The sequence below is a fragment of the Mesorhizobium sp. BR115XR7A genome, from assembly GCF_020165315.1.
GTDB classification, from domain to species: Bacteria; Pseudomonadota; Alphaproteobacteria; order Rhizobiales; family Rhizobiaceae; genus Mesorhizobium; species Mesorhizobium australicum.
Genome location: NZ_JAIUHW010000001.1, coordinates 607082 through 619122, shown reverse-complemented (window position 1 = coordinate 619122; position 12041 = coordinate 607082). Strand labels below are relative to the sequence as shown.

General features: G+C 63.5%; 12 protein-coding genes. 4 read left to right on the top strand and 8 right to left on the bottom strand.

What is annotated here, in order from left to right:
* The first annotated feature begins 10 nt into the window (after positions 1 to 10).
* Complete coding sequence (locus tag LB557_RS03295) at positions 11 to 676, top strand: TIGR02117 family protein (RefSeq protein WP_224644196.1); 666 nt, start codon at positions 11 to 13, stop codon at positions 674 to 676.
* 18 nt (positions 677 to 694) lie between these two features.
* Here LB557_RS03295 and LB557_RS03290 read toward each other — a convergent pair whose 3' ends face one another.
* Together LB557_RS03290 and LB557_RS03285 are read right to left on the bottom strand one after the other, a co-directional pair.
* Positions 695 to 1933 (bottom strand): FAD-dependent monooxygenase, encoded by a 1239-nt coding sequence (locus LB557_RS03290; RefSeq protein WP_224644198.1) that lies wholly within the window; start codon positions 1931 to 1933, stop codon positions 695 to 697.
* Positions 1934 to 1943: 10 nt separating this feature from the next.
* Positions 1944 to 2189, bottom strand: a complete 246-nt coding sequence (locus LB557_RS03285; protein ID WP_015318409.1) for a zinc-finger domain-containing protein — start codon at positions 2187 to 2189, stop codon at positions 1944 to 1946.
* Positions 2190 to 2356: 167 nt separating this feature from the next.
* Between LB557_RS03285 and LB557_RS03280 the strand changes: the two genes are divergently transcribed.
* Together LB557_RS03280 and ppx are read left to right on the top strand one after the other, a co-directional pair.
* On the top strand, positions 2357 to 4549 hold the full coding sequence (locus tag LB557_RS03280) for an RNA degradosome polyphosphate kinase (RefSeq protein ID WP_015318408.1): 2193 nt from the start codon (positions 2357 to 2359) through the stop codon (positions 4547 to 4549).
* Positions 4549 to 6084 carry an exopolyphosphatase gene (ppx, locus tag LB557_RS03275; protein WP_224644200.1) on the top strand — a complete coding sequence of 512 codons (1536 nt, stop codon included), beginning with the start codon at positions 4549 to 4551 and terminating at the stop codon, positions 6082 to 6084. Before LB557_RS03280 ends, ppx begins: the two co-directional genes overlap by 1 nt.
* Here ppx and LB557_RS03270 read toward each other — a convergent pair whose 3' ends face one another.
* From LB557_RS03270 to LB557_RS03255, 4 genes are all read right to left on the bottom strand, one after another.
* Positions 6085 to 6507: a DoxX family protein gene (locus tag LB557_RS03270; RefSeq protein WP_140617165.1), complete on the bottom strand. Its 423-nt coding sequence runs from the start codon at positions 6505 to 6507 to the stop codon at positions 6085 to 6087.
* Positions 6508 to 6733: 226 nt separating this feature from the next.
* Positions 6734 to 7156: a DoxX family protein gene (locus LB557_RS03265; protein ID WP_015318405.1), complete on the bottom strand. Its 423-nt coding sequence runs from the start codon at positions 7154 to 7156 to the stop codon at positions 6734 to 6736.
* A 176-nt stretch (positions 7157 to 7332) separates the two neighbouring features.
* Positions 7333 to 8730 (bottom strand): class II fumarate hydratase, encoded by a 1398-nt coding sequence (fumC, locus tag LB557_RS03260; RefSeq protein WP_224641446.1) that lies wholly within the window; start codon positions 8728 to 8730, stop codon positions 7333 to 7335.
* Positions 8731 to 8885: 155 nt separating this feature from the next.
* On the bottom strand, positions 8886 to 9365 hold the full coding sequence (locus LB557_RS03255; RefSeq protein ID WP_140617162.1) for a cupin domain-containing protein: 480 nt from the start codon (positions 9363 to 9365) through the stop codon (positions 8886 to 8888).
* 105 nt (positions 9366 to 9470) lie between these two features.
* On the opposite strand from LB557_RS03255, the gene LB557_RS03250 reads away from it, so the two are divergent.
* Positions 9471 to 10436, top strand: coding sequence for a LysR family transcriptional regulator (locus LB557_RS03250; RefSeq protein ID WP_140617262.1), 966 nt, complete (start codon positions 9471 to 9473; stop codon positions 10434 to 10436).
* 12 nt (positions 10437 to 10448) lie between these two features.
* Here the strand turns inward: LB557_RS03250 and LB557_RS03245 are convergent, their stop codons facing one another.
* Both LB557_RS03245 and betI read right to left on the bottom strand, forming a co-directional pair.
* A complete protein-coding gene (locus LB557_RS03245; RefSeq protein ID WP_224641534.1) occupies positions 10449 to 11222 on the bottom strand; it encodes an SDR family NAD(P)-dependent oxidoreductase in 774 nt (257 codons plus the stop codon).
* A 180-nt stretch (positions 11223 to 11402) separates the two neighbouring features.
* A complete protein-coding gene (betI, locus tag LB557_RS03240; RefSeq protein WP_140664782.1) occupies positions 11403 to 12041 on the bottom strand; it encodes a choline-responsive transcriptional repressor BetI in 639 nt (212 codons plus the stop codon).

Genomic DNA, 12041 nt, shown 5'->3' with positions numbered 1-12041 from the left:
AGCCGCACCTATGAGAAAACTCCTGCGTTTCCTGGCCATTCTGGTTGCAGCACTGGTGCTCGCCGTGTCGCTCGGCACGCTGGTGCCGCGGCCGCTCTGGCCGGCAGCCGCAGCGGGCGAGGGCGTCAGGCACATATTGGTGCTGAAAAATCCGATCCACACCGACATCGCCATTCCCGTGGACGACGAGGTGCGCCGGCGCTTTCGTTTCCTTGCCGATGCCGGCCTGCCATCGGACGCGCCCGAAGTGCGCTACCTCGTCTTCGGCTGGGGTGGGCGCGCCTTCTACCTGGAAACGCCGACATGGTCGCAATTGAAGGCGCTGCCCGCGTTCAAGGCTTTGACGCTCGATGCGTCGGTGATGCATGTCGCCGTCGCCGGCAATATTCCCGAGCCGCACCCCGATGTCGCCGGCTTCGACGTGGGCGAAGACCGTTTTGCCGCATTGCTCAATTTCATCGAAGCGAGCTTTCAAGAGGGGCCGAACGGTCCGATCGTCATCGACAATGCCGCCTACTCCAATTTCGATCGCTTTTATGAGGCGAATGGCCGTTTCAACGCGCTGATCGGTTGCAACACCTGGACGGCGGCGGCACTGCGCACCGCCGGCCTGCGGACCGGCTGGTGGAACCCGCTGCCGGTTTCGCTTGGGCTGTCGATGCAGCTGTACAATTAGCTTTGCCGCTGGCTCCTTTCAGCGACGGATGATCCGCTGCTGCTCCCACCCGTAAAGCCAGTCCAGATCGGCTGCGAGCTTCTCTCCCGGTCGCGCCGCCAGAAACAGATTGCGAGCCAGTGCCACCGGGCCACGGGCATGCCACGCAAGCCGATTGAGCGCGCCGCGACGGATGACCTTGGCGATGCGCGACCGCCGCAGCTCCTCCCAGATGGCGAGGCTTTGCGTCAGGTCGCCGGGGATGTCGGCGACCAGGCTGGCCAGCGTCGCGGCATCCTCGATCGCCATGGCAGCACCTTGCGCCGCGAACGGCGTCATCGCGTGCGCGGCGTCGCCGATCAGCGCGACGCCTTGTGACATAGTCCAGCGTCGCTGCTCGACCGTGTGGATGGGGAAGGCGGTCCACGGGCCAGCGAGTTCCACCAACCGCGCCAGCGCCGGCGCGGAGCGGCGCATGGCGCCTGAAAGGATGGCGGGATCGGCGTGGCGTGACCACCCGTCGGCGATGCGCTCGCCCCGGGTGAAGGCGGCAAGGTTGAAGGCGCTACCCCTGCTCACGGGGTAGGCGACCAAATGAAAGCCGGGATGCAGGAAGGTGGTGACGCAGTCAGGGGAGCCGATCGCGGTGAAGGCTCGCCCCGCCTCGTTGTCTGCGCTCACCGTCGCCCGCCAAGCCAGTTCGCCGGAGAAATGGCTGTTCGCCAAGCCGGCTCCGCTGCCTGGACTGGCAAACCTCCGCACCGCTGACCAGACGCCATCGGCGCCGACCAGCAGAGATCCTTGGGTATCGATGACCTTGCGGCCGACCCCGTCTGTTGTGGTGATAACGAATGAACCGGAGGCCACGCTGCTGATCTGCGCGCCGGTGGTGAGATGGATGTCGGGCAGTTGCGCAACGCGCGCCATCAGGGCGTCTTGCAGATCCGCCCGGTGCGCCACGAGATAGGGCGCCCCCCAGCGTTCCTCGCCGGCTCCGCCAAGCGGCACGCGTGCCAGTTGGCGCAGGCTCGCGGCGTCCTTCAGCACCACGGCTTCCGGCTGGACGGCATTGGCAAGAAGCGTGTCGAGCACGCCAAGCTGGCGAAGGATGCGGGTCGCGTTAGGAGAGAGCTGGATGCCGGCGCCCGCCGCTTCGAGACGCTGCGCCTGTTCGAACACCCTCACGGAATAGCCGCGTTCGGCAAAGGCAATCGCCGCTGTCAGCCCGGCGATGCCAGCCCCGGCGATCATGACCTGCCGGGACCGCGTCGAGCTCATGATCGGAAGGTCAGGCGGCCTGGTCGATGTAGAGGCAGCCCGCCGGCAGCGTTTCGGTCGCCTTCAGCTTCGGCGAATAGCGATAGAGGGTCGAGCAGTAGGGGCAGACTTTCTCATTGTCGTCGCCCATGTCGAGAAAAACATGCGGATGGTCGAAAGGCGGGTTGGCGCCCGTGCACATGAATTCCTTGACTCCGATGTCGATCGCCGGGTGGCCCGCATCGTTCTGGAAATGGGGAATGGAACCGCCTGCCATCGTCGTCTCCTTAACGCAGTCTCTCTGCATCTGGATCATATCAAGTCTGTTTGCAAGTTCGATGAAATCAAACTGTCGCAAAAGCCTGTCAGAGAACTGTCGCAAAAGCCTGCCACAGGATAAGTTAAGCCGGTTAACCGGCTGAGGCGCGCGGAAGAGCAGGAATCATGAACGAACTGAAGCCGGTACAGAGCGAATTCAACAATGTCGCGGCAGCGAGCCCGGAAGGCAATCCGGACCGCTTCGTCAATCGCGAATTCTCCTGGCTGCAGTTCAATCGCCGCGTTCTCGAGGAATCGCTGAACACCCATCACCCGCTTCTGGAGCGCGTCCGCTTCCTGTCGATCTCGGCCGCCAATCTCGACGAGTTCTTCATGGTGCGCGTCGCCGGCCTTGCCGGCCAGGTGCGCGAGGGGATCGTGCTGAAGAGCCCGGACGGACGCACTCCCGAACAGCAGCTCGAACAATTGCTGCGTGAGGTCGAGCGGCTGCAGGAGGACCAGCAGAAGAGCCTGTCGGCACTCACGGTGCTGCTCAACAAGGAAGGCATCGAAAGCATCACCCGCGACGCGCTGACCAAGGACGAGAAGGTCTGGCTGGAAGACCATTTCCAGGAGCAGGTGTTTCCCGTGCTCACCCCGCTGTCGATCGACCCCGCGCATCCGTTCCCGTTCATTCCCAATCTCGGCTTCTCGATGGCGCTGCAGCTTCGCCATCGCAAGAATGGCGAGGAGATGAGCGCGCTCTTGCGCCTGCCGGTGGCGCTGAAGCGCTTCATCCGCCTGCCGGACCGCAAGCACCATGTCCGCTTCATCCCGCTGGAGGAGGCGGTCGGCCTCTACATCGGCAAGCTCTTCCCCGGCTACGAGGTCAAGGGCTCCGGCACGTTCCGCATCATTCGTGACAGCGACATCGAGGTCGAAGAGGAATCGGAAGATCTCGTGCGCCTGTTCGAAACGGCGCTGAAGCGCCGCCGCCGCGGCTCCGTCATCCGCATCGAATTCGACAAGCTGATGCCTGGGGAATTGCGCGATTTCGTCGCCGGCGAGCTTGGCGTCTCGTCGAGCCGCATCAGCGTGCTCACCGGGCCGCTGGCGCTCAGCCAGATCTCCGAGATCGTCTCCGTTCCCCGCGACGACCTGAAATTCATCCCCTACAACCCACGCTTTCCCGAGCGCATCCGCGAGCATGGCGGCGACTGTTTCGCCGCCATTCGCGAGAAGGACATCGTCGTCCATCACCCCTATGAGTCGTTCGACGTGGTGGTGCAGTTCCTGCGCCAGGCGATGGCCGACCCCGAAGTGGTGGCGATCAAGCAGACGCTTTATCGCACCTCCAACGACAGCCCGATCGTGCGTGCTCTGGTCGATGCGGCCGAAGCCGGCAAGTCGGTGACGGCACTGGTCGAGCTCAAGGCGCGTTTCGACGAGGAGGCCAATATCCGCTGGGCGCGCGATCTCGAACGCGCCGGCGTGCAGGTCGTGTTCGGGTTCCTGGAACTCAAGACCCACGCCAAGATGTCGCTGGTGGTGCGGCGCGAGGACGGCAAGCTGCGCAATTACGTCCATCTCGGCACCGGCAACTACCACCCGGTCACCGCGCGCATCTACACCGACCTGTCCTTCTTCACCACCGATCCGACGATCGCCCGCGACGTCGCCCAATTGTTCAATTTCATCACCGGCTATGCCGAGCCGACCGCGGAGATGCGGCTGGCGATCTCGCCGTTCACGCTGAGGAACCGCATCCTCCAGCACATTTCGGACGAGGTCACCCATGCGTTGGAGGGACGGCCGGCGCGTATCTGGATGAAGATGAACGCGCTCGTCGATCCCATCATCATCGACGCGCTCTACGATGCCAGCCGCGCCGGAGTGGAGATCGACCTCGTCGTGCGCGGCATCTGCTGCCTGCGGCCGCAGGTGCCGGGCCTGTCGGAGAACATCAGGGTCAAGTCGATCGTCGGCCGTTTCCTGGAGCACAGCCGCATCTATTGCTTCGGCAACGGTCATGGCCTTCCGTCGGACGAGGCGATCGTCTACATCTCCTCGGCCGACCTCATGCCGCGCAATCTCGACCGCCGCGTCGAGACCATGGTGCCGATCACCAATCCAACTGTGCATGAACAGATTCTGGGCCAGATCATGCTGGGCAACATCATGGACAATCAGCAAAGTTTCGACGTATTGGCAGATGGAACCTCCCGGCGCGTGGTGCTGGAGGAGGGTGAGGAACCGTTCAACGCGCAGGAATATTTCATGACCAATCCGAGCCTGTCGGGACGGGGTGACGCGCTGAAATCGCATGCGCCCAAGCGAATCGCGCAGTTCAAGCGCCGCAAGAAGAACGCTGCCACCTGATGCTGTCCAATTCCCAGGGCCGGCTGCAGGACCGCCGACCGCTGTCCATCATAGACATCGGCTCCAATTCGATCCGCCTCGTCGTCTATGAGGGGCTGGCGCGCTCGCCGACCATGCTGTTCAACGAAAAGATGCTGGCCGGCCTCGGCCGCGGCATCGTGTCGACGGGGAAGCTGGACCCCGAGGGTGTGGCGCGCTCGATGGAGGAGTTTCGCCGTTTCCGAGCGCTCTCCGACCAGGCAGGCGCCGAACACATGTACGTGCTGGCAACCGCCGCCGCCCGCGAGGCGATCAACGGTCCCGATTTCATCCATCGTGCCGAGGATGTGCTCAAGACCGAAATCCGTGTGCTCTCCGGCCGCCAGGAAGCGCATTATTCCGCGTTCGGCGTCATCTCAGGCTTCCACCCGGCCAACGGGATTGCCGGCGACCTTGGCGGCGGCAGCCTGGAGCTTATAGACATTGATGGCGAGGCGATCGGCGACGGCATCACGCTGCCGCTCGGCGGCCTGCGCCTGCAGGACATGGCGAAGAACTCGCTCGTCCAGGCGCAGAAGATCGCGCGCCAGGAACTGGCCCGGGCCAAGCTCTTGAAGGGCGGACAAGGCAGGACTTTCTACGCTGTTGGCGGCACCTGGCGAAACCTCGCCAGGCTGCATATGGAGATGAACAACTACCCGCTCGGCGTCATGCACCACTACGAAATATCGGCCGAAAGCGCTCAGAACTTCCTCAAGCAGGTGGCCAGGGGCGAAGTCGAAAAGGTGAGGGGTATCGAGGGCGTCTCCAAGAACCGCCGCTCGCTGCTGCCCTATGGCGCTCTCGTGCTGCAGGAGATTATGACGGCGATGCAGCCGTCCAGGATCGTCGTTTCGGCGCAAGGCGTGCGTGAGGGTTTCCTCTATTCGCTGCTCGACGCGGCCGAGCAGAAGGCCGATCCGCTGATCTCGGCCGCCGAGGAGCTTGCGCTTCTGCGCTCGCGTTCGGTCCATCACGCGCATGACCTGGTCGAATGGACCGGCAAGGCCTTCAAGGCGTTCGGCATCGACGAGACGGAAGACGAAGCGCGCTATCGCCACGCCGCCTGCCTGCTCGCCGATATCGGCTGGCGCGCTCATCCGGAATATCGCGGCAAGCAGTCGCTCAACATCATTGCGCATGCCTCGTTCATCGGTGTCGATCATCCCGGCCGCGCCTACCTGGCGCTGACCAACGCCTACCGTCATGATGGCGTCTTCAATGAATTGGTGGCGCCCGAAATCAGGGCGCTGGCGCCGCCGCGCCTGCTGGAGCGCGCCCGCGTACTGGCAGCGATGATGCGCGTCGTCTATCTGCTGACGGCCGCGATGCCCGGCATCATGCCGAGGCTGAAATGGGAAAGCCGCCCCAACGGCGCGCTGGCGCTGGTGCTGCCGGCCTCGCTCTCCGACCTATACGGCGAGCGCCCGGCCGGCCGGCTGGCGCAACTGGCGCGCATCACCAACCGCCGCCTGGTGCTGGCGGTCGAGGGCGGGCAGAGCGTGTCGGCGAAGTAGTCAAGTCGCGTCGGCGCCTATGCCGAAGCCGCGCCCATCGGCCGACCATGCGCCGGGGCCGGCCATGGCAAGCGCCAGGAAACCACCCGATATCGCGATGTCCTTCATCAGCATCTGCTGGTGCAGGAAGACGAGCGTCGCGTCACCGGCGCCTTGGCCATAATGGCCGATATAGCCGGCCGCGATGCAGAAGCCGGCCAGCAACAGTGCGACGATCCGCGTCCGCAAACCAACGAGGATCAGCAGCCCCGCGATCAACTCGAAAAGGCCGGTGCCCCAGGCGGCGAGCGCCGGCAGCGGCAGGCCGAGGCCGGCGAAATAGCTGGTGGTGCCGGCGATGTTGGCGAGCGCCTGGAAGCCGGACGGCACGAACAGCACGGCAAACAGCAGCCGCGAAACCAGAAGCAATGCACTGCGACCCATGGCTCCCTCCCTTGCCGGCACGGTCGCCGGCGACCATTGCAGTCTAATGCATGTCGCCCGGGAGTGTCCTTGGTTCCGGGACAACGACATGCATAAAATCAGAAGCTTACAGCAGCTCGGGCGAAATCTATTTGCCGCGACGTGCTGTAGGCCTGTGGTCACATAACGAAAAAGCGGCACGGAAAATTCCGCGCCGCTCGTTTCAGATCCTTGGGAGGAAAAAACCTCAGCCGCGCTTGGCGTCGATCGAATACGCGCCGGGACCCGAGGAGGCCAGCAGCAGGAAACCGCCGGTGATGGCGACGTTCTTGAGGAACTGGATCATCTGCATCTGGTCGGCCCAGCCGGTGTGGGCGACCAGCCCGGTCGCGATCGTAAAGATCGCGAGCACCCAGGCGGCGACCCTGGTTTGGAAGCCGACGAGGACGGCAAGGCCGCCAAGCAGCTCGATCAGTCCGACGATGACGGCCGTCGCCGTCGGCGCCGGCAGGCCGAGGCCGCCGAAATAGGCGGCAGTGCCGGAAATGGCCGTGAGCTTGCCGAATCCCGAAAGCAGGAAAATGACCGCGAGCAGGATACGGCCGACAAGGATGGTGACAGAGCTGTTGGACGCGGTGCCGCTGCCGGCGAAGGAGGTGTTTGTGGACATGGTGGCTCTCCGAATGGGGTTGATGCCCGTCAGATAGAGCATGCCGACTGTTCACCAAAGCCGCCTATCCGGCGACACATTGTTCACAGGAATACGTTTCTGTGAACCGGTGAAAAGCGGAAATTCATGTCGGTCGATGCGCTGGCGTGAGGATATTCTCCCGCCGAAAAATGCCTTCACCCCGGATGCGTCATGTCCTGCGGCCGCACCAGACGGTCATAGTCGGCCTCGCTGACCAGTCCGGTTGCCAACGCTTCCTCGCGCAACGTAGTGCCTTTCTTGTGCGCGGTCTTGGCGATCTTGGCGGCGTTGTCGTAGCCGATGGTGGGCGCAAGCGCGGTTACCAGCATCAGCGAACGGTCGAGTGCCGCCTTGATGTTGTCCTCTCGCGCCTCGATGCCGACGACGCAATTGTCGGTGAAGGAGACCGAAGCGTCGGCGAGCAACTGCACCGACTGCAGGAAATTGTACGCCATCAGCGGATTGTAGACGTTGAGCTCGAAATGGCCTTGGCTGCCGGCGAAGGTAAGCGCCGCATTGTTGCCGAACACCTGCACGCAGACCTGCGTCATCGCCTCGCACTGGGTAGGGTTGACCTTGCCCGGCATGATCGAGGAGCCGGGTTCGTTTTCCGGCAGCGACAATTCGCCGAGGCCCGAGCGCGGGCCGGAGCCAAGGAAACGGATGTCGTTGGCGATCTTGAACAGTGCCGCGGCCGCGGCATTGATGGCACCGTGCGAGAACACCATGGAATCATGTGCGGCGAGCGCCTCGAACTTGTTCGGCGCGGTGACGAAGGCAATGCCGGTAATGGCGGCGATGCGATCGGCCACCCGCTCGGCGAAACCGACCGGCGCATTGAGGCCGGTGCCGACGGCGGTGCCGCCCTGCGCCAGTTCCTGCAGCCCGGGCAGCGTCTGCTCGATGCGCTTGATCGAGGAGGCGACCTGCGCGGCATAGCCGGAGAATTCCTGGCCCAGCGTCAGCGGCGTGGCATCCTGCGTGTGGGTGCGGCCGATCTTGATGATGTGGTTGAAGTCCCGGCTCTTGGCGGCGAGCGCCTTGTGCAGGTGGTGCAGAGCGGGGATCAGGTCATGCTCGATCCGCTCGGCGCAGGCGATGTGCATGGCCGTCGGATAGGTGTCGTTGGAGGACTGGCTCATATTGACGTGGTCGTTGGGGTGCACCGGCTTCTTCGAGCCCATGACGCCGCCCAGCATCTCGATCGCGCGGTTCGAGATCACCTCGTTGGCGTTCATGTTGGACTGCGTGCCCGAGCCGGTCTGCCAGACCACCAGCGGAAAGTGGTCGTTGAGCTTGCCGTCGATGACCTCTTGCGAGGCCTCGATGATCGCCTTGCCGATGGCCGGATCGAGCCGCTTGAGCTCCATGTTGGCTTCCGCCGCCGCCCGCTTGACGATGCCCAGCGCGCGTACGATCGAAACCGGCTGCTTTTCCCAACCGATCTTGAAATTGCCGAGGGAACGCTCCGCCTGGGCGCCCCAATAACGGTCGGCGGCGACCTCGATGGGGCCGAACGTGTCGGTTTCGGTTCTCGTCTTTGGCGTGCTCACGGCAAGGCTCCGGTCTGTCGATTTGGGCAACGGCGTATCGCGTTGCACAAATGGCTTCAAGCGGAGAATAACGCGGCTGCGGATGCAAATCGGTTGAAGATGCTTCCGATCTCCCCACTGGAACCCTTGGAGCAGAGATCGGCGGCTTCGCGTTCTCAACTCAAGGGCGAACCGACAATATCGATGCCATTTTCCGCGCAGATCCGCACCAGAGCCTCGATCATCTCGGGCGTCGGCTCGGACAGCGGCGGCAATTCCGGCTGTCCGGCGGGGCGGCTCGCCTGACGCAGCATCGTCTCGAACCCGCGGCCGCGCGTGACGGTCAGAGCGCGCGCACCTTCTGGAGATTCGACCCTGTATGTGTGCGGCAGGCCTTTCGGCGCAATGAGGGTCTCGCCGGTACCAGCGACCCGCTCCTGTCCGTCGATCCGAACGCGCAGCTGTCCTTCTAGGATATGAAACACCTCGTCTTCGTGCCGATGCACATGCAGCGGCGGAGAATCGCCATGGGGCATGCGGTGCTCGACGACACAGATGCCGTCCTCGCCCTCCGCCGACGATATCCGAATTGCAACCAGTGTGTTGTTGAACCAGAAGAGTTCCTTGCCTGTAATGGTCCCGACGGTCATTGTCATGGTTCTTCCTCCTTTGTTGACCTCGGACGGGTCGCGGTCGGAAGGATCTGATCAGGTGCATGCCGCCGATGGAAATCCAATGATCGTATGGGGCGGATTGATGCCATGAATTTAAATGCGCTCGACCTCAATCTGGTCAGGGTGCTCGATGCGCTTTTGCGCGAACGAAGCGTGACGCGCGCCGGCGAGCAGATCGGGCTGAGCCAGCCCGCCGTGAGCGCCGCGCTCAATCGCCTGCGTCATGTCCTCAACGACCAGTTGTTCGTGCGGCGCGGCAACGACATGGTGCCGACCCCGCGCGCCGAAAGCCTGACGGAGCCGGTGCGCGCGGCACTGCGCGAGATCGAACGCGCCTTTCATTCGGCGCATTCGTTCAATCCGGCGGAACTTGAGCGAACCTTCACGCTCATGGGGGCGGACTTCTTTTCCATGCTACTGATGCCGACACTGGCGGTGCGCGTCGCGGCTATCGCGCCGCATGCGTCGTTACGGTTTCTCGATAGCGCGCGAGGCGATGTTTCGCGTCTGCTCCAGGACGATGAAATCGATGTGGCTCTCGAACGTCCGCTGGAGGTCTTGGATTGGGTCTCCAGCGTACCGCTGTTCCATTCGCCATTCGCAATCATTGCGGCGCAAAACAATGCTGCAATCAGAATGGCGGGGATCGCAGGGGGCGAGCCTATTCCGCTTGAGCTTTTTTGCGAACTGCCGCACGTTCTTCGCTCTATCGACGGCTCGATGTCGGGCTCCACCGACGAGGCGCTCCGCAAAATCGGGCGAAGCCGCCGTGTAAGCCTGGCACTGCCTCACTTTCAAGCTGTCGCGTTGGCCGTCGCAAACGGAAACTACCTTTCCGCGGTTCCCAGGCAGTTCGCGGTTTGGGCAGCCAAGACCCTGCCTCTCGCCATCTTCGAGCCGCCACTTCCCATCGCCGTTCCTGAAATCAGGATGTACTGGCACGCACGCCGAGACGACGAGCCCCCTCATCGCTGGATTCGCCTTCAGATCCTGGACGTTGTGGGCGCTCTTGGATTTGTGGAAAGCGCCGCTGGTGAAGTTGCCGCGCCATAGCGGCCAGGCAGTTCACCCCGCCGTGTAGCCGCCGTCGACGGCAAAGATGCCGCCACTGGTCCAGCCAGCCTCGTCGCTGGCGAGATAGACCGCCATCCCGGCGAGGTCGTCAGGCCGGCCGATGCGGCCGAGAGGATAGCTGCGCTCGACATAGGCTTTCAGTTCCGCCTGTGCCTCGGCCGGCAGGTTGTCGACGGTCTTGCGCCGCATTGCCGTATCCACCGTACCGGGTGCGATTGCGTTGACGCGGATGCCGCGCGGACCGAGTTCGAAGGCCAGCGATTTGGTCAGCGAGTTCAACGCGCCTTTGGACAGGGAGTAGAGGCTTGATGGCCGTTTCGGGATCATCTTGTTGGCGAAATAAGAGGAGATGTTGATGACGGATGCATCTGCACCGAGATGCGGCAGCAGCCCCTGGGTGAGGAAGAACGCCGCCGTCACATTGAGCGCGAAAGATTGCTGGAACTGTGCCTCGCTGACACTCTCGAACGGCACGAGATAGGCGACACCGGCATTGTTGACGAGAACGTCGAGTGGCCGGCCGGATTCTTTCACCTGCTCGACGATCGCTGCGAGGCCGGGGTTGGTGGCGAGGTCGGCCGACAATGTCGTCACCATGCCTGTCGAGCCGAGGGCCGTAAGCTTCTGGCGAGCGGTGTCGAGTTTGCCCGCGTCGCGGCCGACGATCAGGACATCGGCACCCTCGTGCAGGAATGCCTCGGCGATCGCCAGGCCGATGCCATCCGATCCGCCGGTGATCAACGTCCGCTTGCCGTGAAGCCTCATCACGCACCTCACCATGCGTTTGCCATCAAACAGAGGGATCGCACCGCATGTCCGTGACGGGGTCAAGTCATCAGGCTATCCCAGGGTATGAACTTCGGCCGGCGTCCGGCGCAAGCGCCCGACGACCGGCTGGCCTGAGACCCGTCGCAGCGCGAAAACCGGACGACGTGCGGGTCGGTTTCACGCGCTGGCGGTGGAGCGCTCCTGAGTAGCCAGCCGCGCGGCGACATAGCCCTTGACCTGCCGGATCGCCTGTTCGCGCGAGACGCTGCCCGGCTGCAGGCCGAGCCGAAGCCAGAGTCCGTCGATCAAGGCCGTGACGCCAAGCGCGATATCGTCGGCCTCCCCAGGTGAGGCGAGGCCGCGCAGGCCGGACAACAGGTTCGAGCGCATGCGCCCATGGATCACCTTCTGGATGCGCGCCAGCTTTTCATCGCGCGGCACCTCGGCGCAGAGCGAAAGCCAGGCATGGCATAGAGGCGGCAGGAAGAGATGCTCCTCGAAATTGCCCTCGATCACCGCGTCCAGGCGTTCCATCGAAGTCCGCGCCCGGCGAAGCCTTGCGACCACCGCGTTGCATAGGACTGCGTTGGCCTCGCGCATGGCGTGCTCGAACAATTCCTGCTTGTTGCGGAAATAGTGCAGCACGATGCCTTTGGAGGCGCCTGCATGGGCGGCGACTTTTTCCAGCGTCGCCCCCGCAATGCCTTCGCGCTCCAGAACCGCGAAGGCCGCCTGGCGCAATTCCTTTCGGCGTATGTCGCCAAGGCGTTTCAGTTTCACGAGATTGTTCCATGCCTCACGAATCCACGTTGACAT

Excerpts from the sequence above, each read along its gene's own strand:
- LB557_RS03250 (WP_140617262.1), top strand. The coding sequence starts at position 9,471 with ATGAATTTAAATGCGCTCGACCTCAATCTGGTCAGGGTGCTCGATGCG.
- ppx (WP_224644200.1), top strand. The coding sequence starts at position 4,549 with ATGCTGTCCAATTCCCAGGGCCGGCTGCAGGACCGCCGACCGCTGTCC.
- LB557_RS03285 (WP_015318409.1), bottom strand. The coding sequence starts at position 2,189 with ATGGCAGGCGGTTCCATTCCCCATTTCCAGAACGATGCGGGCCACCCG.
- LB557_RS03255 (WP_140617162.1), bottom strand. The coding sequence starts at position 9,365 with ATGACAATGACCGTCGGGACCATTACAGGCAAGGAACTCTTCTGGTTC.
- LB557_RS03245 (WP_224641534.1), bottom strand. The coding sequence starts at position 11,222 with ATGAGGCTTCACGGCAAGCGGACGTTGATCACCGGCGGATCGGATGGC.
- LB557_RS03290 (WP_224644198.1), bottom strand. The coding sequence starts at position 1,933 with ATGAGCTCGACGCGGTCCCGGCAGGTCATGATCGCCGGGGCTGGCATC.
- LB557_RS03270 (WP_140617165.1), bottom strand. The coding sequence starts at position 6,507 with ATGGGTCGCAGTGCATTGCTTCTGGTTTCGCGGCTGCTGTTTGCCGTG.
- betI (WP_140664782.1), bottom strand. The coding sequence starts at position 12,041 with ATGTCAACGTGGATTCGTGAGGCATGGAACAATCTCGTGAAACTGAAA.
- LB557_RS03295 (WP_224644196.1), top strand. The coding sequence starts at position 11 with ATGAGAAAACTCCTGCGTTTCCTGGCCATTCTGGTTGCAGCACTGGTG.
- LB557_RS03280 (WP_015318408.1), top strand. The coding sequence starts at position 2,357 with ATGAACGAACTGAAGCCGGTACAGAGCGAATTCAACAATGTCGCGGCA.
- LB557_RS03265 (WP_015318405.1), bottom strand. The coding sequence starts at position 7,156 with ATGTCCACAAACACCTCCTTCGCCGGCAGCGGCACCGCGTCCAACAGC.